Source organism: Paracoccus sp. NFXS7 (genome assembly GCF_040148865.1).
In the GTDB taxonomy this organism is placed as follows: Bacteria; Pseudomonadota; Alphaproteobacteria; order Rhodobacterales; family Rhodobacteraceae; genus Paracoccus; species Paracoccus marcusii.
This window is the reverse complement of record NZ_JAKEKV010000001.1, coordinates 23,051-44,454: the sequence shown is the minus strand read 5'-3', so window position 1 is coordinate 44,454 and position 21,404 is coordinate 23,051. Positions and strand designations below refer to the sequence as shown.

The following is a 21,404-nucleotide window of genomic DNA, read 5'->3' as shown; positions in this document are numbered from 1 at the left end:
CCCCGGTTGGTAACCCCGACGAAACCGTCTCAAGGAACGCAAATGGCTGACGACACGCGCAATCCCGCCCCCTATACCGAGGCCGACCTGTCGCTGATCAAGCGGATCATCCCCCACCGCTATCCCTTCCTGTTCATCGACAAGGTGCGCGACATCGTCCCGTTCGAGAGTGCGGTGGGCATCAAGAACGTGACCAGCAACGAGCCGCATTTCCAGGGCCATTTCCCAAACCACCCGATCATGCCCGGCGTGACCATCATCGAGGCGATGGCCCAGACCGCGGCAGTCGTGGTGGGCATCAGCATGAACGTCATCGACGAGGAAATGCAGACCTATTTCATGGGCATCGACAACTGCAAGTTCCGCCGCATGGTCGTGCCGGGCGACGTTCTGGAACTGCATTGCCGCGCCATCCGCGGCGGCGGCAAGATCTGGAAGTTCGAAGGCAAGGCCATGGTCGACGGCCAGCTGTGCGCGTCGGCGGAATACACCGCGATGATGGCCCGCAAGGATGGCTGATGCCCTGATCCACCCTTCGGCCGTGATCGAACCCGGCGCCCAGATCGGCGCGGGGGTGCGCATCGGCCCGTTCTGCGTGGTCGGACCCAAGGTCCGGCTGGCGGACGGGGTGGAGCTGAAATCCCATGTCGTCGTGACCGGCGACACCTCGGTGGGCGAGGGGACGGTGATCTTTCCCTTCGCCAGCATCGGCGAGGTCCCCCAGGACCTGAAGTTCAAGGGCGAGGACGTCCGCCTGCAGATCGGCGCCCGCAACCGCATCCGCGAATACGTGACGATGAACCCCGGCACCGCCGGCGGCGGCAGCATCACCACCGTGGGCGATGACGGGCTGTTCATGGCGTCCAGCCATGTGGGCCACGACTGCCGGATCGGCGACCGGGTGATCCTGGCCAACAGCGTGGCCATCGCGGGCCATTGCGTATTGGAGGATGACGTGATCGTGGGCGGGCTGTCGGGCGTGCATCAATGGGTCCGCATCGGCCGCGGCGCGATGATCGGGGCGGTGACGATGGTGACTGCCGACGTGATCCCCTATGGCCTGGTCCAGGGGCCGCGCGGGCATCTGGACGGTCTGAACCTGATCGGGCTGAAGCGCCGCGGCGCGACCCGGTCCGACATCGCGGCGCTGCGGTCCCTGCTGGGCGACCTGGGCCGCGGATCCTTCCGCGATACGGCCCGTACGCGTGCCGAGGCGCAGGTGACCGGCATGGAACGCGATGTGCTGGACTTCATCCTTGGCCCGTCCGACCGCAGCTTTCTGGCGCCCAAACCCGAATGAGCCGGATCGCCATCATCGCGGGGCAGGGCGCCCTGGCCCCGGCCGTTGCCGCCTGCCTGGACGATCCGTTGGTCTTCGCCTTGCCGGGCTTTGCCCCGGACGGCCTGACCGCCACGACGTTCCAGTTGGAACGCTTGGTGCCGTTTCTGGATGATCTGCATGCTAAAGGGGTGACCCGCGTGGTCTTTGCCGGCGCGATCCGCCGGCCGCGGCTGGACCCCGAGGCGTTCGACCCGCGCACCGCGCAGCTTGTCCCCCGCATCCTGACCGCCATGCAGTCGGGCGATGACGCGGCGTTGCGAACAGTCCTCGAAGTTTTCGAAGAGAATGACCTTACGGTTTGTTCCGTCAGCGAAATTGCGCCTGATCTTATCCCGGAGGAAGGCATCCTGACCGGAGAGCCGACCGATGCAGACCGCAGGGACGCGGGCCGGGCCGCGCGAATCCTGGCCCAGACCGGGCCGCTGGACCTGGGCCAAGGGGCGGTCGTTGCGCAGGGCCTGTGTCTGGCATTGGAAACGCTGCCTGGCACTGCCGCGATGCTGGATTTCGCTGCGCGCCATGCCGACCTGCGCCCCAATCCCAAAGGCGCCCGCGGCGTCCTCTACAAGGCGCCGAAGCCGGGACAGGATCTGCGCATCGACCTGCCGACCCTTGGGCCCGACACGGTGGATCAGGCCGTATCGGCGGGACTTGCCGGCATTGCCTGGGCGGCGGGACAGGTGATCCTGCTGGACCGCCCGGAAATGGTGCGCCGTGCGCAGGCGGCGGGCCTGTTCCTGTGGGCGGCAGGCGGGCTGGACTGAAAAGGCTGGCCCTTTCGCGTCCGTCCCAATACCCATGACTTGGCAGCAAGAAGGCGGCACGGCATGCGTTATTTCCTGATCGCGGGCGAGGCTTCGGGCGACCAGTTGGGCGCCGCGCTGATGGCGGGACTGCGTCAGCTTGATCCGCAGGCAGAGTTCCTGGGCGTCGGCGGCCCCGCCATGACGCCTCTTGGCCTGACCAGCCTGTTCCCCATGGACGAGCTGTCGATCATGGGCATCTGGGAGGTCCTTCCGAAATACCGCCACCTGAAACGCCGCATCGCGCAGACCGCGCAGTCGGTCATCGATGCCGCCCCCGACGTCCTGATCACCATCGACAGCCCCGATTTCGGCCTGCGCGTCGCACGCCTGGTCCGTGCGCAGCGTCCGGACCTGCGGACGGTGCATTACGTCGCGCCCTCGGTCTGGGCCTGGCGGCCGGGGCGGGCGCTGAAGATGGCGCAGGTGATCGATCACGTGCTGGCGATCCTGCCGTTCGAACCGCCGCTGATGCGGGCCGCGAGCATGACCTGCGATTTCGTGGGTCATCCCGTCGCCACCGCCGACGTGGCCGGCCCGGACGAGGCGCAGTTGTTCCGAAACGCCCATGGCATCGCGCCCGACGCGCCGGTGGTCCTGTGCCTGCCCGGTTCGCGCCGCGGAGAGGTCACCCGACTTGGCCCGCGCTTCGACGAGGCGCTGATCCGCCTGCGGGATCGCGTGCCCGAGGTCCGCGTGGTGCTGCCGACGGTTCCGGGCGTGTCCGGGATGGTCCGCGACATGATCCGCCGCTGGCCCACAGCCCCCATCGTGATCGAGGAGCCGGATGAGAAGCGCGCCGCCTTTGCCGCCGCCGATCTGGCGCTGGCGGCGTCGGGGACCGTCAGCCTGGAACTGGCGGCCAACCGCATCCCGATGGTCATCGGCTATGACATGGCGCCGCTGTCGCGCCTGATCGTGGGGGCGCTGCTGCGCACCGACACCGTCACGCTGGTCAACTTGGTTAGCGAGACGCGCGCCGTGCCCGAGTTCCTGGGCAACCGATGCCAGCCGGGCCCCATGGCGCAGGCGCTGCAGGACGCGCTGGAGAACCGTGCAAAGCGGGGTGCCCAGCTGGACGCCATGGACCTGACCATGGACCGCTTGGGCAAGGGGGGAGAGGCGCCGGGCCTGCGCGCGGCGCGCTCCGTCCTTCAGGCGATCACAGGACCGCGGTGACGATGATCTCGACCGCGTAGTCGGGGGTCGCCAGCGCGGATTCGCCGGTGGCGCGGGCAGGCGTGTGGCCCTGGGGCACCCACGCATCCCAGACGGCGTTCATCTCGGCGAATTTCGCCATGTCGGCCATCCAGATCTGGGCAGAGACGATGCGGGTCTTGTCGGTCCCGGCCTGCGCCAGCAGCGCGTCGATCTGGTTCAGGATCGCGGTGGTCTGGTCCGTGACCGAGGTGCCCGGCTCCCCGACCTGGCCTGCCAGAAAGACGAAGCCGTTGGCGATGACCGCCTGGCTCATCCGCGGGCCGGTTTCCAGACGCTTGATATCGGTCATGATGCTCTCCTTTGGCGATATGCGCGCGGACGCTATACGGGGGGCGCGGGGGCGGCAAGGCGGGTTGCGGACGTTCCGGTTGCGTTCTATCCTGCGCCCATGTCCGACCTGTCCCCCTTACCCGCCATGCCCGGCCAGCGCCTTGCGCGCGGCACGGGGCGGCTGCTGCGCAGCCTTGACCACGCGGTGCTGACCGAGTTCACCCCTGTCCGGGGCCTGCGCGTCGACCTGATCAGCCTTGGCCCCAAGGGAGAGCTGTGGGTCGTCGAATGCAAAAGCTGTCGCGCCGATTTTCAGGCCGATCGCAAGTGGCAGGGGTACCTTGACTGGTGCGACCGGTATTTCTGGGCGGTCGACTGCGACTTTCCGACCGATCTGCTGCCCGATGACACGGGCCTGATCCATGCCGATGCCTTCGGCGCCGAGATCACCCGCATGGCCCCCGAACATCGCCTGTCTGGTCCGCGCCGCACCAAGGTGCAGCGCGACTTTGCGCGGGCCGCAGCCCTGCGGTTGCAGGTGATGTGCGACCCGGGCGCGCTTATCGCCGGGGCTTCTTAGGCTTGCCGCCCTGTGCCATGGCGCGGGCGGCCTCGGCCGCGGCCATCAGCTCTTCGGCGATCTCGGTCGCCTCCTCGGGGTCGAAGTCCATCGGCAGGTCCACGCCCTCTCCCTGCACATAGATCCGCACCATGCCAAGGTCGGTCGGGCCGATCTGGATGTTCGCGGTGATGTCGCTTTCGCTGTTGATGCCCATGGCTTGTCCTTTCGCGGTGAAACTTTCTGTATCGCGGACGCAATTTCACGGCAAGCGGGGCTTGCAACCCTGCTGACACGGGGCTAAAGAACCGCCCTGTGCCGCCTTAGCTCAGTTGGTTAGAGCGCTAGATTGTGGATCTAGAGGTCCCCCGTTCAAGCCGGGGAGGCGGTACCACCTTTCCCCAGCATCCGGCCACTTTCTGCACTGCAGCATCTTGCGCAGCGCGTCCCGCGCGTGAGACCATGCGCGCCATTGCAACCGGGAGAGGGACGCCGCATGGGCCTGCTGGGAATATTTCTGTCGCTGATACTGCTGATGTATCTGGCCTATCGCGGGATCAACGTGCTGATCCTGGCGCCACTGCTGGCGCTACTGGCGGTGGTGATGTCCGGGGACCTGCCGATTCTGGCGACCTATACCCAGGTCTTCATGAATTCGCTTGGCGGCTATGTCATCACCTACTTCCCACTGTTCCTGCTGGGCGCGATCTTCGGCAAGGTCATGGCCGACAGCGGCGCCGCGCGATCGATCGCGGAATGGATCGTCGACAGGCTGGGCGCTCAGCGCGCAGTGCTGGCGGTCGTCCTGTCCTGCGGCGTGCTGACCTTCGGCGGGGTGTCGCTGTTCGTGGTGGCCTTTGCCGTCTATCCCATCGCCAACGCGCTGTTCCGTCGCGCCGACATCCCCAAGCGCCTGCTGCCCGCGGCCATCGCGCTCGGGTCGTTCACCTTCACCATGACGGCATTCCCGGGCACCCCCGCGATCCAGAACGCCATTCCGATGCCGTTCTTCGGTACGAACGTCTTCGCGGCGCCGCTGCTGGGCACGCTGGCCGGGGTCATCATGCTGGCGGGCGGCACGATGTGGCTGAACCGCCGCGCCCGCGCCGCCGGGGCCGAGGGCTATGGCGATCACCCCGTCACCGCCGCAGACGCAACCCTGCCCGAGGATGCGGACCTGCCACCATTCGCGCTGGCGATCCTGCCTGTTGTGTCGGTGATCGTCCTGAACGCGGTCCTGACCTGGTTCGTCTTCCCGAACATGTCCGCGGACTATCTGGCCGAACCGCGCTATGGAGAGACGACCCTGTCCTCGGTCGCCGGCATCTGGGCGATTATCGTGTCGCTGGTGGCGTCGATCCTGCTGGCCGTCGGCCTGAACCTGCGCCGCTTTGCCAACCTGCGCGAGAGCGTCAATTCCGGTACGATGGGGTCGCTGCTGCCGATCTTCAACACCGCGTCCGAGGTGGGCTATGGCGCGGTCATCGCATCCTTGCCGGCCTTCGCGCTGATCCGCGACGGGGTGCTGGGCCTGTTCCCGAACAACCCCGTGGCGTCGCTGTCTGTGGCGGTGAACGTGCTGGCGGGCATCACCGGGTCGGCCTCGGGCGGCATGTCGATCGCGCTGAACACGCTTGGCGAACAGTTCGCCACGATGGGCCAGGAACAGGGGATCAGCATGGAGCTGATGCACCGCGTCACGGCGCTGTCCTCGGGCGGGTTCGACGCGCTGCCGCATAACGGCGCGGTCATCACCCTGCTGGCCATCACCGGGCTGACGCACAGGAAAAGCTATCCCGACATCTTCGTGGTCGCGGTGCTGATACCGGTCATCGCCCTGATCACGGTGATCGTGCTGGGGACCGTGCTCTAACGGTACCCCTGAGCCTGCAGCTCGAACAGTTCGCGATAGCGGCCGGGCCGGGCGACCAGCTCCGCATGGCTGCCTTGGTCCTGGACGCGTCCGCCCTCCAGCACGATGATCCGGTCGGCCATCCGCACCGATGAGAAGCGGTGAGAGATCAGCAGCGCCGTCCGCCCCTGCGTCAGGTCGCGGAACCGCAGAAAGACCTCGTATTCCGCCCGCGCGTCCAGTGCGGCGGTGGGTTCGTCCAGCACCAGCAGCTGCGCATCGCGCATATAGGCGCGCGCGATGGCCAGCTTCTGCCACTCGCCACCCGACAGGTCCAAGCCGCGGGCGAACCGCTTGCCGACCATCTGGTCGTAGCCCTTGGGCAGCTTGGCAATGACCTGATCGGCCAGGGACCGTTCGGCGGCGGTCACGATGCGGGGGCGGTCGTCGCGCGCGTCGATCCGGCCGATGGCGATGTTCTCCGCCGCGGTCACCGCATAGCGCACGAAGTCCTGAAAGATCACGCCCACCGTGGCGCGCAGCTGGTCCAGGTCGTAATCGCGCAGGTCGCGCCCATCCAGCGTGATGCGGCCTTCGTCGGGGTCATAGAGACGCGCCAGCAGCTTGACGATGGTGGTCTTGCCCGCGCCGTTTTCGCCCACCAGGGCGACCGTCTCTCCGGCGCGCAGCTCCAGCGTCATGCCGCGGATCGCCCAATCCTCGCGGCCCGGATAGCGGAAGCCCACATTCTCGAAGCGGAAGCCCTGCGCGATGGGCGCGGGCACCGGCAGCGGATCGGCGGGGCTGGCGATGGCCGGGCGGGCGGTGAAGAAATCGAACAGGTCGTCCAGATACATGGCCTGACCCGCCATGCTAGAAAAGCCCGACAGCAGCCCCTCCAGCAGCCCGCGCAGCCGCAGGAAGCTGCCCGAGAGGAAGGTCAGATCGCCGATCGACAGCTGCCCCGTCAGCGTGCGCGCGATGATCCACAGAAAGGCCGCGTAATAGGCCAGCGTCCCAAGCGCGGTCAGCACCGCCATGACCGACAGCTGGCGGCGCTGGATCACCCGGTTCTCCAGATAGAACCGCCGGGCCAGGGTCAGATATCTGTCGCGCAGCCAAGGGCTTAGGCTGAAGATCTTAACCTCTTTCGCGGTCTCGGCGGTGGCTGCGATCATGCGCAGATAGTCGCGTTCGCGCCGGTCCGCCGCGCGGGCGTGGTTCAGCGCATAGGTGCGGGCGTTGAAATGCATCTCTCCCATCAGGGATGGGATCAGCGCCAGCGCGAGCAGCACCACCAGCCACGGGTTATAGACCACCAGACCCACGCCGAAGCTGATGACGGTGACGCTATCCTGCATCTGCTGCATCAGCTGGTTCAGCAGGGGGATGCGCCCCATCGTCTGGCGCCGCGCGCGGTCCAGGCGGTCCTGAAAGCTGGCATCCTCAAAGGAGGCCAGGTCCAGATCCGCCGCGTGATCCATCAGCCGGATCGAGATGTCGATGACCAGCTTCTCCTGCAGCAGCGCATCGGCATAGGCGACCAGCCGCCCCAGCACGTCCTGTGCGATCGCCAGCGCCAGTTCCAGCGCCACCAGCCCGATCAGCGGATGGGCCAGCCCGCTGTCCCACCAGCCGGCCAGCGTGTCGGGCCCGCCCGCCGCCGAGAGCGCCACGACCTGATCGATGATCAGCTTGCCCACCCACAGCATCGCGACGGGCATCAGCGCGCGCATCAGGCGCAGCGCCACCATGGCCAGGGTCAGCGCGGGGCTGGCCCGCCAGACCATGACCAGGAAGGGCGGGATGTTCTTCAATGCCGCCCAACGCGCCGCATAATCGGGGGATGCGGGCGCGTCGGGCGGCATCTCAGGCGGCCTCGGTCCGGCGGGCGTGGGCGATCTCGGTCTCGGTCAACGGTCCCGGAAAATGGCAGGCGACCTGATGATCGCCCACCGTCAGCACCGGCATCGACGCCGCGCATTCGGCCCGCGCGCGGGGGCAGCGCGTGCGGAACACGCAACCCGAGGGCGGGTTCATGGGCGAGGGCAGGTCGCCCGCCAGCGGCACGATGGTCTTGGCGGTCTCGATCGTCGGATCGGGCACCGGCACGGCCGAGAGCAGCGCCTGCGTATAGGGGTGATGCGGATCGGAATACAGCGCCTGCACCGGACCCATCTCCATCACCTTCCCCAGATAAAGCACCATCACGCGGTCACTGATATGCTTCACCACCGACAGGTCATGCGCAATGAAGATCAGCGCCAAGCCCAGATCCTTCTGCAGGCGGATCAGCAGGTTGATCACCTGCGCCTGGATCGACGCGTCCAGCGCCGAGACCGGCTCGTCGCAGATGATCAGCTTGGGCTCAACGATCAGGGCGCGCGCGATGCCGATGCGCTGGCACTGGCCGCCGCTGAATTCATGGGGATAGCGGTTGATCTGGTTGGGCAGCAGGCCGACCTTTTCCATCATCGCCTTGACGCGCTCGCGCACCTGGGCGCGGGGCAGGTCGGGGCGGTGCGTGGTCAGGGGTTCGGCGATGATCTGGCCCACGGTCATGCGCGGGTTCAGGCTGGCCAACGGGTCCTGGAACACCATCTGGATGTCTTGGCGATAGGCCATCATCTGCCTGGGTGTCAGCGCCAGAAGGTCCTTGCCGTCTATCCATTCAGCCTGGCCCGTAGCCGGGACCAGCCCGATCAGGGCGCGGGCCAAGGTCGACTTCCCGCAGCCGGATTCGCCTACCACGCCCAGGGTCTCTCCGGGCGCCAGGGCGAAATCGACGCCGTTCACCGCGCGCAGCGGGTTGGGGCGGGTCCAGGGCATCGCGCCCTCGGGGCGGATCTGGAAGGTCACGCGCAGGTCGCGCACGCTCAGAAGATCGCTCATGGCTTGGCCTCCGATCCGGGGGTCTGGGTGGCGCCGGCCGCACCGGCACCGGCGACGGCGCCCTCGGGCAGGGCGTCGGGCAGCGCGTCGCCGCCCCCCGCGACCAAGTCGGGCTGCGGGTCGTCGATCATACGCCGGGCCAGCACCTCGGCCACGGGGGCGTGGCAGGCGCGGGCGCGGCCGGAGGCAAAGACCTCCAGCGCGGGGTCGATGCTGGCGCAGCCTTCGCGGCGATAGGGGCAGCGCGGCTCGAACGCGCAGCCCGAGGGCGGGCGGCTCATGTTCGGGGGCTGGCCGGGGATGGCGCGCAGGTCCTCATCGTCCTGATCGACGCGCGGGATCGCGTCCAGAAGGCCCTGGGTATAGGGATGCGTGGGTTCGGCAAAGATCGGGCGCACCGGCCCGGTCTCGCGGATGCGGCCGCCATACATGACCGCGACCCGTTCGCATGACCCCGCGACCACGCCCAGATCATGGGTGATCAGGATCATCGCCATGCCGAAATCGCGCTGCAGGTCCGACAGCAGCGCCATGATCTGCGCCTGCACGGTCACGTCCAGCGCGGTGGTGGGTTCGTCCGCGATCAGCAGCTTGGGCCGGCACAGCAGCGCCATGGCGATCATCACCCGCTGCCGCATGCCGCCCGAAAATTCGTGCGGATAAAGCCGCACGCGCCCCTTGGCGTCGGGGATCTTGACGGCGTCCAGCATCTGCACGGCCTGCGCGACGGCATCGCGTTTCGACAGGCCCTTGTGCAGCGTCAGCACCTCGGCCATCTGGTCGGCCACCCGCATATAGGGGTTCAGCGAGGTCATCGGATCCTGGAAGATCATGGCGATCTGTTCGGCGCGGATGCGGTTCAGCACCTTGGGCGGGGCGTTCAGGATCTGCTGCCCGTCGAACAGGACGCTGCCCGAGGCGCGGCCGTTGCGCGCCAAAAGGCCCATGATCGCGAAGGACAGCTGCGACTTGCCGCTGCCGGATTCTCCGACGATGCCCAGGGTCTCGCCCGCATCGACGGACAGGGTCACGTCGTTGACGGCCCGCACCTCGGCATCGTTGGTCTGGAAGCGGACCGACAGGTCACGCAGTTCGAGAAGGGCCATGATTACCGCTCCTTGGGGTCGAGGGCGTCACGCAGGCCGTCGCCCACGAAGAAGAAGCCGAACAGCGTGATCACGAAGAAGAACAGCGGAAAGGCCAGCTGCCACAGCGTGCCATAGTTCATCGTGCCCGCCCCTTCGGAAATCAACGCGCCCCAACTGGTCAGGGGTTCCTGAACGCCCAGACCCAGGAAGCTGATGAAGCTTTCCGTCAGGATCATCAGCGGCACCAGCAGCGTCGCATAGACCGCCACCACGCCCAGCAGGTTCGGCACGATATGGCGGACGATGATGCGGAAGGACGACACGCCGGTGGCGCGCGCGGCCTCGATGAATTCTCGGTTCTTGAGGCTAAGCGTCTGACCGCGAACGATTCGGCTCATATCCAGCCATGAGATCAGGCCGATGCCCAGGAACAGCATCGACATCGACCGCCCGAACATGACCAGCAGGAGGATCAGCACGAACATGTAGGGGATCGACATCAGGATATCGACCGTCCGCATCATGATCTGGTCGGTGCGCCCGCCGACATATCCCGCGGTCGCGCCATAGAGCGTGCCAACGATGACGGCGATGGCAGCACCCACGACGCCGACCATCAGGCTGATGCGCGTGCCTTGCACGACGCGTGCATACAGGTCGCGGCCCAGGTTGTCGGTGCCGAAGAAGTGCCCGTTTTCCATCGACGGCTGACCCATCTGGGCGACCTGGCCCATGACGCTGAAATCCAGCTCCTCGTTAGACCATTGCGCGGCATAGCCGCCGAAGATCGCGAACAGTGACACCAGCATCAGGATCGTCAGGCCCAGCATCGCGGCCTTGTTGCGGAAGAAGCGACGGCGCGCGTCGGCCCAGGGGCTGCGGCCGCGGACCTCTGCCTCGACGAAACGGTCGGACAGGGACTGCATCTTGGATTGATCGATGACCATGACCTAGTACCTGATCTTGGGGTCGATCCATGCGTAAAGCACGTCGACGATGAGGTTGAAGAGGATGGTCAGCGCGCCCACCAGGATAGTAACGCCCATCATCACGGCATAATCGCGGTTCAGCGCGCTGTCCACGAAGGCCTTGCCGATGCCGCCGGTCGAGAAATAGATGTCGATCACCACCGATCCGGTGATCATCGACACGAAGACCGGCCCCAGATAGCTGATCACCGGCAGCATCGCGGGTTTCAGCGCGTGGCGGATGATGACGCGGTGTTCGGGCATCCCCTTTGCCCGCGCCGTGCGGATGTGGTTCGACCCCAGCACCTCCAGCATCGACGACCGGGTGATCCGCGCGATCGACGCCATGTAGCTGGTCGACAGCGCGATTACCGGCATGATCCAGAAGCTGGGATTGCTGAACGACCAGCCCCCGCCCGGCAGCAGCCCGTACCACAAGGTCAGAACCAGCACCAACAGGGGCGCCATCACGAAGTTCGGCAGCACCTGCGCGCCGATAGACACGCCCACGGCCAGATAGTCGACCCAGCTGTTGTGCCAGATCGCCGCCACCACGCCCAGGGCCACGCCCACGACGACGGCCGCCACGAAGGACAGCCCGCCATAGGTCAGCGTCACCGGGAATCCGCTGGCGATCAGCTGGTTCACGGTGCGGTCGGGATAGACGAAGCTGGGACCGAAGTCGAAATGCACGACCACGTTGACCAGATAATTCCAGATCTGCAGCCACAGCGGGTCGTTCAGACCGTACTGCGCCTCCAAGTTGGCAAGGACGGCCGGGGGCAGGGCGCGTTCGCCCGTGAAAGGTCCGCCCGGTGCGATCTGCATCAGGACGAAGGAGAAGACGATCAGCAGAAGCAGCGTGGGTATCGCCACCGCCAGCCGTCGCAGGATGAATGCGAACATCGCGTGGGGCCTTCCCTGCGGGATGGTTGAAAAATGACAGGGCCGGGGCGGTCGTGCCGCCCCGGCCCCCGGTCAGGATGGCTGCTTACTCCGCGACGCGGTACAGGTCCTTGGCGTACCAGGTGTTCAGCAGGTTCTCGCGCGGCAAGCCCTTGATGGCCGGGTTGATCATGTCGACCTTGGCATAGTGATAGACGAAGACCGCAGGATTCTCATCGGCCAGGATCTCCTCGGCGCGCTGATAGAGGGGGGTGGTGTCCTCTGCCGTGCGGGCCTCGACCAGCAGCTTGTCGTATTCCTCGTTCGACCACTTGCCGCTGTTGTAGCCGTCGGTGCGGAACCAGTCCAGGAAGGTCGTCGCCTCGTTGTAGTCGGCGCACCAGGCATAGCGTGCGATCTCGAAGTCCTGGTTCTGCAGGCGGTCGGTGTGGACGGCCCATTCGACGTTGTTCAGCTCGATCTCGATGCCAAGGGGGCGCCAGAACTGCTGGGCCGCGATGGCCAGCAGGCGGTGGCTGTCGTCGGTGTTGTACTGCAGCTGCAGGCGCACCGGGTTGTCGGGACCGTAACCGGCCTCGGCCAGCAGCTCGGCGGCGCGGGCCATGCGGTCTTCCTGCGACATGTCCTTCATGCCGCCCTCGGGCGCGGCAAAGCCGTTGATGGCCCAGTGCGTCCAGGTATAGGCGGGCTCCTGTCCGCCCTGCAGGACCTGATCCACGATGACCTCGCGGTTCAGCGACAGGGCCAGCGCCTCGCGGACGCGTTCGTCCTTCAGCGCCTCGGGGCCCTTCTCCGACAGGTTGAACACATAGGCGTAAGAGCAGCCGTAGGGGACAGACACGGCCTCTTCGGGGGATGCCTCGGCCAGGCGCGGATACTGGCCCGCCGGGATCTGCACGCGGTCCAGCTCTCCGGCCTGATAGCGGGTCAGGGCCACGTTGTTGTCGTTCACGGTGACGCCGCGCACGGTCTGCATCGCGACGTTCACGGCATCCCAGTATTCCGGGTTCTTTTCGAAGACGATCTCGACGCCCAGATTGTGGCTGGCCAGGGTATAGGCCCCGTTGCCGACCAGGTTGGCGGGCTGCACCCAGGCGTCGCCGTGCTCCTCGACCACCGCGCGGGGCACGGGATAGGTCGTGGTGTGCGACAGGGTGTTCAGGAAATAGGGGGTGGGCGTGGTCAGCGTCACCTGCAGCGTCTTGTCGTCCAGCGCGACGACGCCCAGCTGGTCGGGCTCCATCTCGCCCGCGATGATCTGCGTGGCGTTCTGCAGGTTCATCAGCTCCATGTACCAGGCGTATTCCGACGCGGTCTCGGGCGTGACGACCCGCTGCCAGGCATAGACGAAGTCGTCCGCCGTCACCGGGTCGCCGTTCGACCACTTAGCGTCGCGCAGCGTGAAGGTGTAGGTCAGGCCATCCTCGGACATCTCGTGGCTTTCGGCGACGCCGGGGATCATGTTGCCCGCGGCATCCTCGATCATCAGGCCCTCGAACAGCGAGCGCAGCGCGTCCGAACCCTCGACGTCGGTGTTCTTGGCCGGGTCAAGCGACTTGATCGCGTCCAGCAGCCAATAGGTATAGGTCTGGTTCTCGGCCAGGGTCTCGCCTTCGGCAGGCTGCACGGCCCAAGCGGGCATCGCCAGCGCGGTCAGCAGGGCGGTCGTCGCGAAAAGCTTGGTCATCCCAACTCCTCCAAGTTGTCTGTCGGTGTCGTGTCGCACCGGAATGGCGCGAGGTTTAGTGAAAGCACGGGTGTGGGCAAGCGGCGTTTCGCGCTTTCCAACCCGATCGCCCTGTGGAAAACAGGCCCGCATGACGCAACGGGGACATATCACGCTGGTGACGGGCGGCGCGCGGTCGGGCAAGTCGGCCCTGGCCGAACGGCTGGTCCTGCGCCATGCAATGCCGCGCATCTATATCGCCACCGCCCAGGCCCGCGACGCCGAGATGGGTGAAAGAATCAAGGCGCATCAACAGGATCGCGGACAGGGTTGGCGCACCATCGAAGAACCGCTGGATCTGGCCGGCACGCTGCGCGCGACCGACGGACAGGGCGTGCGCCTTGTGGATTGCCTGACGCTGTGGATGTCGAACTGCATGGGTTCGGCGGATATCGGCGCATTGACGGTGACGTTACGTCAGCAATGCTGTCCTGTCGTGCTGGTCAGCAACGAATTGGGGCAGGGGATCGTGCCGGACAATGCCTTGGCCCGCCGGTTCCGCGACGATCACGGCCGGATGAACCAGGCGGTGGCGGCACTGGCCGACCAGGTCTGGATGGCCGTCAGCGGCATGCCCCTGCGCCTGAAACCCATGGCAGAGAGCCCCGATGACCCGATTTGACCAGACCGCCGCCGACCGTGCCGCCGCGCGCCAGGCCACGCTGACGAAACCCGCCGGATCGCTTGGCCGGCTGGAGGCGCTGGCCGTGTTCATGGCAGGCTGGCAGGGGACCGACCTCCCAACGTTGGACCGCGCGCAGGCGCTGGTCTTTGCGGGCAATCACGGGATCACGGCACAGGGCGTCACGCCCTTTCCGCCCGCGGTGACGGCGGCGATGGTCGCGAACTTTCGTGCAGGCGGCGCGGCGATCAATCAGCTGTGCCGTGTGGCGGGGGCCGATCTGGGCATCGTCGCGCTGGATCTGGATCGGCCCACGGCCGATTTCACCCAAGGCCCCGCGATGACGTCGGCCGAGGTCGACGATGCGATGGCGCAGGGCGCCGCCGCCGTCGATCCCACCGCCCAGGTCCTGCTGCTGGGAGAGATGGGGATCGGCAATTCCACCACCTCGGCCGCACTGGCGGCGGCGACCTTTGGCGGACGGGCCGAGGACTGGGTCGGCCCCGGCACCGGCGCGCAGGGCGCGATGCTGGCCGCCAAGGTCCGCGTCGTGACGGAAGGGCTGACCCGCCACGCCGTGACCGGCACCCACGACACGCTGGCCGCGTTCGGCGGTCGCGAACAGGCGGCCATCTGCGGCGCGGTACGCCGTGCACGGGACCTGCGCATTCCGGTGATCCTGGACGGGTTCATCTGCACCGCCGCCGCCGCCGTGCTGACCCGCGATGATCCCGACGCGCTGGCCCATTGCCTGATCGGCCATGAAAGCGCCGAACCGGGGCACCGACGCCTGATCGCGTCGCTGGCGATGCAGCCCGTCCTGTCGCTGGACATGCGCTTGGGCGAGGGGTCCGGCGCCGCCGTGGCCCTTCTGGTGCTGCGCGCCGCGCTGGAGTGCCACAACGGCATGGCGACCTTTGCCGAGGCCGGGATTGTCTAGGTCGCACCAGATCGTCCTGGCGCTGGTCTTCCTGACGCGGCTGCCGCTTGGCCGCCTGCTGCCGTCCGAGGTTCTTCCGCTGTCCCGCGCGGCCTGGGCCTTTCCGCTGGCGGGGGCGGTGCTGGGACTGCTGGCCGGGGTGCCCCTGTGGATCATGGGGACGGGCCTGCTGCCGGCGGCGCTGTCCGTCGCCCTGGCCGTCTGGCTGACCGGTGCGCTGCACGAGGATGCGCTGGCCGATTTCGCCGATGCGGGCGGCGGGCGGGACCGCGCCGACCGGCTGCGGATCATGCGCGAATCGACAATCGGCAGTTATGGTGCGGCCGCGCTGGTGGCGACGGGCTTGGTCCGCGTGGCGGCGCTAGCGGCGCTTGGACCGCTGGCGCTGATCGCGGCGGCCGCGGCGGGGCGGGTGGCACCGGCGATGCTGATGCGCGCCCTGCCGCCGGCGCGGAGCGACGGGCTGGGTCAGGGGGCCGGACAGCCCTCGCGCCGGGCGGTGGTGGCGGCCACGCTGACAGGCGTTCTGGCACTGCTGCTGGGTGCGCCTGGACCGGGCGCCGCGGCCTTGGCGATGGCGCTGATCGGGCTGTCGGTCGTGGCGGTCTCGCGCCGCGCCTGCCGCCTGCTGGGCGGGCAGACGGGCGATGTGCTGGGCGCGTCGGTGCTGCTTGCGGAATGTGCGGCACTGGTCGGGATGGCCGCGCTGACCTAGGGTCAACTGGCGGAAAACCTTGACCCGCGCAGGCCGCTTGCCGCATATCCTGCCAGCCAGAACGACCGGGTCAACCGGACCGCGGCCAAAGGCCGTACCTTGAGGGAGGAGCATATCATGAGCGGCCTGTTGGCCCTTTCGCGCGGCATCGACCGCGTCACGACGCTGATCGGGCGCAGCGTCGCCTGGCTGATCCTGCTGGCCGTCGTCATCAGCGCCGTCAACGCGGTCGTCCGCAAGGTGTTCAGCATGTCGTCGAACGCCTGGCTGGAGGCGCAGTGGTACCTGTTCGGCGCGGCCTTCATGCTGGCCTCGGCCTGGACGCTGCTCGAGAACGAACATATCCGCATCGACGTGATCTATGGCCGCTGGTCGCGCCGGGTGCAGCACTGGATAGACCTTCTGGGCACGATCCTGTTCCTGATGCCCTTCACCACGGTCATGCTGTGGCTGACCTGGCCCGCCCTGATGGGCAGCATCCGCACCGGAGAGATATCGATGAACGCGGGCGGCCTGCCGCTCTGGCCGGCGCGGGGCGTGCTGGTGGTGGGCTTTGGCCTGCTGTTCGCCCAGGGCCTGTCCGAGATCGTCAAAAAGATCGCCGTCATGCGGGGCATCATTCCCGATCCGCACCAGAACACCGGCCCGAATGAGGCCGCCAATCACGAGGCCGGGCTGATGCTGACGGGCCGCACCGACCAGACCGATGAACCGGAGCGCCGCCCGTGATCGACCTTATCGCCCACAACCTTGCCCCCATCATGTTCTTCTCGATGGTGGCGTTCCTGCTGTTCGGCTATCCGATCGCCTTTGCGCTGGCAGCCAACGGGCTGCTGTTCTTCTTCTTCGGAGTGTTCCTGACGCCCCTGTCCGACCAGGTGAACCTGGGCTGGAACCTGCTGGGGGCGCTTGGCGACCGGGTCTTCGGCGTGATGCGCAACGACACGCTGCTGGCCATCCCGTTCTTCACGCTGATGGGGATCGTGCTGGAACGGTCGCGCATGGCCGAGGAGCTGCTGGACACCATCGGCCAGCTGTTCGGCCCGGTCCGTGGCGGCCTTGCCTATGCGGTGATCCTGGTGGGTGCACTGCTGGCGGCCACGACCGGCGTGGTCGCGGCATCGGTCATCTCGATGGGCCTGATCTCTCTGCCGATCATGATGCGCTATGGCTATGACAAAAGCCTGTCGACGGGCGTGATCGCGGCGTCGGGAACGCTGGCGCAGATCATTCCGCCGTCGCTGGTGCTGATCGTGCTGGCCGACCAGTTGGGCCGTTCCGTCGGCGACATGTACAAGGCGGCGATGGTTCCGGCGCTGGCGCTGGTCGGCGTCTACATCGTCTATGTCCTGATCCTGTCGATCCTGCGCCCCAAGGCCATGCCCGCCCTGCCGCTGGAGGCGCGCAGCCTGGGCGGCGGCGGCTGGTCGCTGGCCGTGGTGATCGTGCTGGCCGTCGTGATCTTCCAACTGGCCAGCCGCTGGATGGACGCCAACGGCGTCACGAACGCACCCATCTGGGCGGCGACCCTGGCGGTCGTGGTCCTGCTGATCCTGGCGGTCGCCGACCGCGCGACGGGTGGACGCTGGCTGTCGCCGATGACGCGGCAGGTCATCATAGTGATGATCCCGCCCCTGGCGCTGGTGTTCCTGGTGCTGGGCACGATCTTCCTGGGCATCGCCACGCCCACCGAAGGCGGCGCGATGGGTGCGATGGGCGCGCTGATCCTCTCGGCGATCAAGCGCCGCCTCAGCTTCGACGTGCTGAACCAGGCGCTGCTGTCCACGGTCAAGCTGTCGGCCTTCGTGATGTTCATCCTGCTGGGCGCGACCGTCTTCTCGCTGACCTACTATTCGGTCAACGGCCATATCTGGGTGCGCGACCTGCTGACCGCGCTGCCCGGCGGGGTCACGGGCTTCCTGATCGTGTCCTGCATCATCATCTTCATCCTTGGCTTCTTCCTGGACTTCTTCGAACTGGCCTTCGTCATCGTGCCGCTGCTGATCCCGGCGGCGAATGCGCTTGGCGTTGATCTGGTCTGGTTCGGGGTGATCCTGGCGGTGACGATGCAGACATCGTTCCTGACGCCGCCCGTGGGCTTTGCGCTGTTCTATCTGCGCTCGGTCGCGCCGCGGAAATCCTATCGTGACAAGATCACCGGTCTGATGATGGACCCGATCACCACCCTGAACATCTATCGCGGCGCGGTTCCCTTCGTGGGGCTTCAGGTCCTGATGATCGCGGCGGTGATCGCGTTCCCGGGGATGGTCATGCACTACAAGGGACCGGTCGTGGACACGTCGAACATGCGGATCGAGATCCCCATGGGCGGCGGCCTTGGCGGGGGGCTTGGTGGCGGTCTCGGTGGCGGCCTCGGTGGTGGGCTGGGCGGCGGCGGCGCGGCCCCGCAGGGTGGCAGCGGCGGGTTCGGCACGCTTGGCGGATTGGGCGGATCGCCCTTTGGCCAGCAGCAGCCGGCCCCTGCGACGCCGGCCCCGGACGCAACCGCCCCGGACGCACCAGCACCGGCCAGACCTGCGCCGGAAGCCGCGGCACCCGAGGCGGCGGCACCCTCCGGCGGGATGGGCCTGGGCTTCGGCGGGCCTCCTCCGGGCCTGTCAGGGAACTGACGGGCGGGCCCGTCACCGCGGGCCCGATGCACCAACGAAAAACCCCCGCGCAACACCTGCGCGGGGGTTTCGCATTCCGATGGGGTCGTCCGATCAGCCGCCGACGGCCAGGGTGCCGTTGCGCTGCTGGATCATCATGAAGGTGTCGAACGTGTATTCCGCGGTCTGCTGGTACAGGTACCAGTCGTCGCGGAACTGCAGCATCGCCTCGTACTGCGTCTTGAAGGACTCGTTCTCGGCCGAGACCTCGGCATAGACCTCGTTCGCGGCGGCGAAGGATGCGGCCAGCACCTCCTCGCTGAACGAGCGCAGCTGAGCGCCCGAACCGACTAGCTCCTTGAGCGCGGTCGGGTTCTTCATGTCGTATTTCGCCAGCATGTTCTGGTCGGTAGCCTGCGCGCAAGTCCGGAACAGCGACTTGTAGTTTTCGGGAAGCGAATCCCACTGGCCCTTGTTCACGAAGAAGCTGACCGTCGGGCCGCCCTCCCAGAAACCGGGATAGTAATAATAAGGCGCGACCTTCTGGAAGCCCAGCTTGCTGTCGTCATAGGGGCCGACCCATTCGGCCGCGTCGATCGTCCCTCGCTCCAGCGATGGATAGATGTCGCCGCCGGCGATCTGCTGCGGCACCACGCCCAGCTTTTCGACGACCCGGCCCGCCAGGCCGGAAATGCGCATCTTCAGGCCCTGCATGTCGGCCAGAGAGTTGATTTCCTTGCGATACCAGCCGCCCATCTGCACGCCGGTGTTGCCGCCCGGATAGCTGACCAGATTGTACTTTTCCAGGAAGGTGTTGTAGTTCTCGATGCCGCCGCCCTGATAGTTGTAGGCGTTCTTGGCGCGGGCCGAGAAGGTGAACGGCAGGTCGGCACCGCAGGCGAAGGCCGGGTCCTTGCCCCAGTTGTAGTAGCCTACCGAATGCGAACATTCGACGGTGCCGTCCGTGGTCGCGTTGATGGCGTCCAGGCCCGGCACGATCTCTCCGGCCGAGAACACCTGGATCTGGAAGCGGCCGTCGGTCGCCTCGGACAGGCGCTGAGAGATTTCCTCGGCGCCGCCATAGATGGTGTCCAGCGACTTGGGAAAGCTGGAGGCCAGGCGCCAGTTGATCTGCGGTGCCTCTTGCGCGATGGCGGGCGCGGCCAGCACGCTGCCGGCTGCCGCCGCAGCACCGCCGATGGACGCCCGCGCGATGAAGGACCGCCGGTCCAACGCTTTGGAATCTTTCATTCTGTCTCCTCCGCTTGGGTCGGTGGGCCCCCTCGGCCCGCAACTTCCCACCCTGCATGGCCGACAGTTTAGCCCCGCTTTCGGGCCTGTCGAGTGTTCTGAGACCGATCCCCCAAAGTTATTTCACGCCGCCGGCCCTGATGCGGTCGCGCAATCGTACGCAGGCGATTGTGCCCGCAAAAACGGCGCATTATCAGGGATGTCGCGGCAAGGAGGCTCAGATGCGCATCGAGGATTGGCAGCCCGACCTGACCGGCCAGCCCGGACCCAAGTTCCGGGCCCTGGCCAACGCCCTGCGCGAGGCCGCGCGATCGGGCCAGTTGGCGCCCGGCACGCGCCTGCCGCCGATGCGCGACTTGGCCTGGCGGCTGAAGGTCACGACCGGAACCGTCGCCCGGGCCTATCAGGTGGCCGCCGCCGAAGGCGTCGTGGAAAGCCATGTGGGACGCGGCAGCTTCATCGCCGCGGCGCGCCCCCGTCGCCCGGTGCCGCAGCCGCTGCTTTACGAAAGCCTGGACCACCCCGCATCGCCGCAGGGCCCGGCCGACCTGCGCATCCCGCAGCTGCCTGATTGCGGTCAGGCGCGGGTCCTTGCCACGCATCTGGCGGCGATGGCGGCGGACATGGACGCGTCGGTCCTGGATTACACCCCGCTCAGCCGCGACCAGGATTGCCGGGGCGCGGCATTGAACTGGATGTCCGTCCGACCCCTGGGGACGGTGGCCGACCACGACATGGTCCTGACGCACGGCGGTCAGCACGCGATCACGCTGGTCATGGCGCTGTGCCTGGCGGATCAGACTGCGCAGGTCATGGTCGAGGCGCTGACCTATCCCGGCATCACCCACGCGGCACGCCTGATGCGCGCCCAGACACAGGCGGTGGCGCTGGACGATCAGGGCATGATCCCCGAGGATCTGGACCGCGTCGCCCGCGCCACGGGGGCGCGGCTGGTGTGCCTGACGCCCTCGGCGCAGAACCCGACGCTGGCGTCGATGGGGGCCGCCCGGCGCGACCGCATCGTCGAAGTGGCCCGCCGCCACGACCTGCAGATCATCGAGGATGAATGCTATGCGCCCAGCCCGCGTCCCGATGCGCCCCCCAGCCTGCGCGCCCTGGCGCCCGAGCGGGTCTGGCATGTCAGCAGCCTGTCAAAGATCATCGCCGCGGGCCTGCGCTTCGGCGTGCTGATCTGCCCCGAGGGGATGGGCCAGGCGGGGCGCGTTGCCGCGCAGCACAGCCATATGGGCCTGTCGCAGCCGATCACCGGGCTGGTAACGCGGCTGCTGCGGTCCGGCGATGGCGATCGGATCGCCCGCGAGGTTCAGGCGCAGGTGGCGGATCGGCTGGCCTTGGCGCAGGAGGCGTTGGCGGGTCTGGATGCGCGGGGTCAGGCCGGCGTGCCGATGGTCTGGCTGCCGCTGCCCGCGCCGTGGACGGCCGCCGATTTCGCGTCGCGCGCGGCGGCGGCGGGGGTGATCGTGCGCCCGTCGTCGGATTTCTGCGGACCGGCACAGGCGCCGGTGCAGGGAGTGCGCATCGCGCTGAACTGTCGGATGCCGCGCGACAGGCTGGCCGCCGCGCTGCAGACCCTGGGCCAGATGGCAAGGTCCGGCCCCGAGGCGGGGCCGGACTGAGGC

General features: G+C 67.4%; 21 protein-coding genes and 1 tRNA gene. 13 read left to right on the top strand and 9 right to left on the bottom strand.

The features are described from left to right. Positions 1 to 42: 42 nt before the first annotated feature. The 4 genes from fabZ to lpxB all read left to right on the top strand — a co-directional run bounded on the left by fabZ (position 43) and on the right by lpxB (position 3,324). Positions 43 to 519, top strand: a complete 477-nt coding sequence (gene fabZ, locus LZ686_RS00225) for a 3-hydroxyacyl-ACP dehydratase FabZ (RefSeq protein WP_045981419.1) — start codon at positions 43 to 45, stop codon at positions 517 to 519. After that, complete coding sequence (gene lpxA, locus LZ686_RS00220; RefSeq protein ID WP_349546616.1) at positions 512 to 1,300, top strand: acyl-ACP--UDP-N-acetylglucosamine O-acyltransferase; 789 nt, start codon at positions 512 to 514, stop codon at positions 1,298 to 1,300. The genes fabZ and lpxA overlap by 8 nt, the downstream gene beginning before the upstream one ends. Beyond that, on the top strand, positions 1,297 to 2,106 hold the full coding sequence (locus LZ686_RS00215) for an LpxI family protein (protein ID WP_349546615.1): 810 nt from the start codon (positions 1,297 to 1,299) through the stop codon (positions 2,104 to 2,106). The genes lpxA and LZ686_RS00215 overlap by 4 nt, the downstream gene beginning before the upstream one ends. Positions 2,107 to 2,169: 63 nt before the next feature. Next, a complete protein-coding gene (lpxB, locus tag LZ686_RS00210) occupies positions 2,170 to 3,324 on the top strand; it encodes a lipid-A-disaccharide synthase (protein WP_349546614.1) in 1,155 nt (384 codons plus the stop codon). Here the strand turns inward: lpxB and LZ686_RS00205 are convergent. Further along, positions 3,308 to 3,655 (bottom strand): RidA family protein, encoded by a 348-nt coding sequence (locus LZ686_RS00205; protein ID WP_045981415.1) that lies wholly within the window; start codon positions 3,653 to 3,655, stop codon positions 3,308 to 3,310. The genes lpxB and LZ686_RS00205 overlap by 17 nt on opposite strands. A gap of 99 nt (positions 3,656 to 3,754) precedes the next feature. Here LZ686_RS00205 and LZ686_RS00200 point away from each other — a divergent pair, with 99 nt between their 5' ends. After that, positions 3,755 to 4,216 (top strand): MmcB family DNA repair protein, encoded by a 462-nt coding sequence (locus LZ686_RS00200; protein ID WP_252929178.1) that lies wholly within the window; start codon positions 3,755 to 3,757, stop codon positions 4,214 to 4,216. On the opposite strand, the gene LZ686_RS00195 is transcribed toward LZ686_RS00200, so the two are convergent. Further along, positions 4,197 to 4,412, bottom strand: a complete 216-nt coding sequence (locus LZ686_RS00195; RefSeq protein ID WP_045999198.1) for a DUF6324 family protein — start codon at positions 4,410 to 4,412, stop codon at positions 4,197 to 4,199. The genes LZ686_RS00200 and LZ686_RS00195 overlap by 20 nt on opposite strands. 100 nt (positions 4,413 to 4,512) lie before the next feature. Between LZ686_RS00195 and LZ686_RS00190 the strand changes: the two genes are divergently transcribed. Together LZ686_RS00190 and LZ686_RS00185 are read left to right on the top strand one after the other, a co-directional pair. After that, positions 4,513 to 4,589: transfer RNA gene (locus LZ686_RS00190), tRNA-His, on the top strand. 102 nt (positions 4,590 to 4,691) lie between these two features. Then, complete coding sequence (locus LZ686_RS00185) at positions 4,692 to 6,068, top strand: GntP family permease (RefSeq protein ID WP_139085780.1); 1,377 nt, start codon at positions 4,692 to 4,694, stop codon at positions 6,066 to 6,068. On the opposite strand, the gene LZ686_RS00180 is transcribed toward LZ686_RS00185, so the two are convergent. The 6 genes from LZ686_RS00180 to LZ686_RS00155 all read right to left on the bottom strand — a co-directional run bounded on the left by LZ686_RS00180 (position 6,065) and on the right by LZ686_RS00155 (position 13,588). Continuing rightward, positions 6,065 to 7,915, bottom strand: a complete 1,851-nt coding sequence (locus LZ686_RS00180) for an ABC transporter ATP-binding protein (RefSeq protein ID WP_349546613.1) — start codon at positions 7,913 to 7,915, stop codon at positions 6,065 to 6,067. The two genes, LZ686_RS00185 and LZ686_RS00180, sit on opposite strands and share 4 nt — an antisense overlap. A 1-nt stretch (position 7,916) precedes the next feature. Continuing rightward, positions 7,917 to 8,939: an oligopeptide/dipeptide ABC transporter ATP-binding protein gene (locus LZ686_RS00175; protein ID WP_349546612.1), complete on the bottom strand. Its 1,023-nt coding sequence runs from the start codon at positions 8,937 to 8,939 to the stop codon at positions 7,917 to 7,919. After that, on the bottom strand, positions 8,936 to 10,045 hold the full coding sequence (locus LZ686_RS00170; protein ID WP_349546611.1) for an oligopeptide/dipeptide ABC transporter ATP-binding protein: 1,110 nt from the start codon (positions 10,043 to 10,045) through the stop codon (positions 8,936 to 8,938). Before LZ686_RS00170 ends, LZ686_RS00175 begins: the two co-directional genes overlap by 4 nt. 2 nt (positions 10,046 to 10,047) lie before the next feature. Continuing rightward, on the bottom strand, positions 10,048 to 10,974 hold the full coding sequence (locus tag LZ686_RS00165; protein ID WP_239441278.1) for an ABC transporter permease subunit: 927 nt from the start codon (positions 10,972 to 10,974) through the stop codon (positions 10,048 to 10,050). A 3-nt stretch (positions 10,975 to 10,977) separates the two neighbouring features. Next, positions 10,978 to 11,901 carry an oligopeptide ABC transporter permease OppB gene (oppB, locus tag LZ686_RS00160; protein WP_045981409.1) on the bottom strand — a complete coding sequence of 308 codons (924 nt, stop codon included), beginning with the start codon at positions 11,899 to 11,901 and terminating at the stop codon, positions 10,978 to 10,980. 85 nt (positions 11,902 to 11,986) lie between these two features. Beyond that, on the bottom strand, positions 11,987 to 13,588 hold the full coding sequence (locus tag LZ686_RS00155; RefSeq protein WP_349546610.1) for a peptide ABC transporter substrate-binding protein: 1,602 nt from the start codon (positions 13,586 to 13,588) through the stop codon (positions 11,987 to 11,989). 130 nt (positions 13,589 to 13,718) lie between these two features. Here LZ686_RS00155 and cobU point away from each other — a divergent pair, with 130 nt between their 5' ends. The 5 genes from cobU to LZ686_RS00130 all read left to right on the top strand — a co-directional run bounded on the left by cobU (position 13,719) and on the right by LZ686_RS00130 (position 18,534). Further along, complete coding sequence (gene cobU, locus LZ686_RS00150; protein ID WP_295170779.1) at positions 13,719 to 14,249, top strand: bifunctional adenosylcobinamide kinase/adenosylcobinamide-phosphate guanylyltransferase; 531 nt, start codon at positions 13,719 to 13,721, stop codon at positions 14,247 to 14,249. Next, positions 14,236 to 15,189 (top strand): nicotinate-nucleotide--dimethylbenzimidazole phosphoribosyltransferase, encoded by a 954-nt coding sequence (cobT, locus tag LZ686_RS00145; RefSeq protein ID WP_349546609.1) that lies wholly within the window; start codon positions 14,236 to 14,238, stop codon positions 15,187 to 15,189. The genes cobU and cobT overlap by 14 nt, the downstream gene beginning before the upstream one ends. Then, positions 15,182 to 15,904, top strand: coding sequence for an adenosylcobinamide-GDP ribazoletransferase (cobS, locus tag LZ686_RS00140; protein WP_349546608.1), 723 nt, complete (start codon positions 15,182 to 15,184; stop codon positions 15,902 to 15,904). The genes cobT and cobS overlap by 8 nt, the downstream gene beginning before the upstream one ends. A 117-nt stretch (positions 15,905 to 16,021) precedes the next feature. After that, a complete protein-coding gene (locus LZ686_RS00135; RefSeq protein ID WP_045981404.1) occupies positions 16,022 to 16,633 on the top strand; it encodes a TRAP transporter small permease subunit in 612 nt (203 codons plus the stop codon). Next, entirely contained in the window at positions 16,630 to 18,534 is a 1,905-nt protein-coding gene (locus LZ686_RS00130) for a TRAP transporter large permease (protein ID WP_349546607.1), read from the top strand. The genes LZ686_RS00135 and LZ686_RS00130 overlap by 4 nt, the downstream gene beginning before the upstream one ends. A 93-nt stretch (positions 18,535 to 18,627) precedes the next feature. On the opposite strand, the gene LZ686_RS00125 is transcribed toward LZ686_RS00130, so the two are convergent. Next, positions 18,628 to 19,746, bottom strand: coding sequence for a TRAP transporter substrate-binding protein (locus LZ686_RS00125; RefSeq protein ID WP_148912426.1), 1,119 nt, complete (start codon positions 19,744 to 19,746; stop codon positions 18,628 to 18,630). 239 nt (positions 19,747 to 19,985) lie between these two features. Here LZ686_RS00125 and LZ686_RS00120 point away from each other — a divergent pair, with 239 nt between their 5' ends. Then, entirely contained in the window at positions 19,986 to 21,401 is a 1,416-nt protein-coding gene (locus tag LZ686_RS00120) for an aminotransferase-like domain-containing protein (RefSeq protein ID WP_349546606.1), read from the top strand. The last annotated feature ends 3 nt before the right edge of the window (positions 21,402 to 21,404 follow it).

Excerpts from the sequence above, each read along its gene's own strand:
- LZ686_RS00135 (WP_045981404.1), top strand. The coding sequence starts at position 16,022 with ATGAGCGGCCTGTTGGCCCTTTCGCGCGGCATCGACCGCGTCACGACG.
- LZ686_RS00155 (WP_349546610.1), bottom strand. The coding sequence starts at position 13,588 with ATGACCAAGCTTTTCGCGACGACCGCCCTGCTGACCGCGCTGGCGATG.
- lpxA (WP_349546616.1), top strand. The coding sequence starts at position 512 with ATGGCTGATGCCCTGATCCACCCTTCGGCCGTGATCGAACCCGGCGCC.
- LZ686_RS00205 (WP_045981415.1), bottom strand. The coding sequence starts at position 3,655 with ATGACCGATATCAAGCGTCTGGAAACCGGCCCGCGGATGAGCCAGGCG.
- fabZ (WP_045981419.1), top strand. The coding sequence starts at position 43 with ATGGCTGACGACACGCGCAATCCCGCCCCCTATACCGAGGCCGACCTG.
- LZ686_RS00170 (WP_349546611.1), bottom strand. The coding sequence starts at position 10,045 with ATGGCCCTTCTCGAACTGCGTGACCTGTCGGTCCGCTTCCAGACCAAC.
- LZ686_RS00165 (WP_239441278.1), bottom strand. The coding sequence starts at position 10,974 with ATGGTCATCGATCAATCCAAGATGCAGTCCCTGTCCGACCGTTTCGTC.
- LZ686_RS00120 (WP_349546606.1), top strand. The coding sequence starts at position 19,986 with ATGCGCATCGAGGATTGGCAGCCCGACCTGACCGGCCAGCCCGGACCC.
- LZ686_RS00175 (WP_349546612.1), bottom strand. The coding sequence starts at position 8,939 with ATGAGCGATCTTCTGAGCGTGCGCGACCTGCGCGTGACCTTCCAGATC.
- lpxB (WP_349546614.1), top strand. The coding sequence starts at position 2,170 with ATGCGTTATTTCCTGATCGCGGGCGAGGCTTCGGGCGACCAGTTGGGC.
- LZ686_RS00185 (WP_139085780.1), top strand. The coding sequence starts at position 4,692 with ATGGGCCTGCTGGGAATATTTCTGTCGCTGATACTGCTGATGTATCTG.
- LZ686_RS00180 (WP_349546613.1), bottom strand. The coding sequence starts at position 7,915 with ATGCCGCCCGACGCGCCCGCATCCCCCGATTATGCGGCGCGTTGGGCG.
- cobU (WP_295170779.1), top strand. The coding sequence starts at position 13,719 with ATGACGCAACGGGGACATATCACGCTGGTGACGGGCGGCGCGCGGTCG.
- LZ686_RS00200 (WP_252929178.1), top strand. The coding sequence starts at position 3,755 with ATGTCCGACCTGTCCCCCTTACCCGCCATGCCCGGCCAGCGCCTTGCG.
- cobT (WP_349546609.1), top strand. The coding sequence starts at position 14,236 with ATGACCCGATTTGACCAGACCGCCGCCGACCGTGCCGCCGCGCGCCAG.
- LZ686_RS00215 (WP_349546615.1), top strand. The coding sequence starts at position 1,297 with ATGAGCCGGATCGCCATCATCGCGGGGCAGGGCGCCCTGGCCCCGGCC.
- oppB (WP_045981409.1), bottom strand. The coding sequence starts at position 11,901 with ATGTTCGCATTCATCCTGCGACGGCTGGCGGTGGCGATACCCACGCTG.
- LZ686_RS00195 (WP_045999198.1), bottom strand. The coding sequence starts at position 4,412 with ATGGGCATCAACAGCGAAAGCGACATCACCGCGAACATCCAGATCGGC.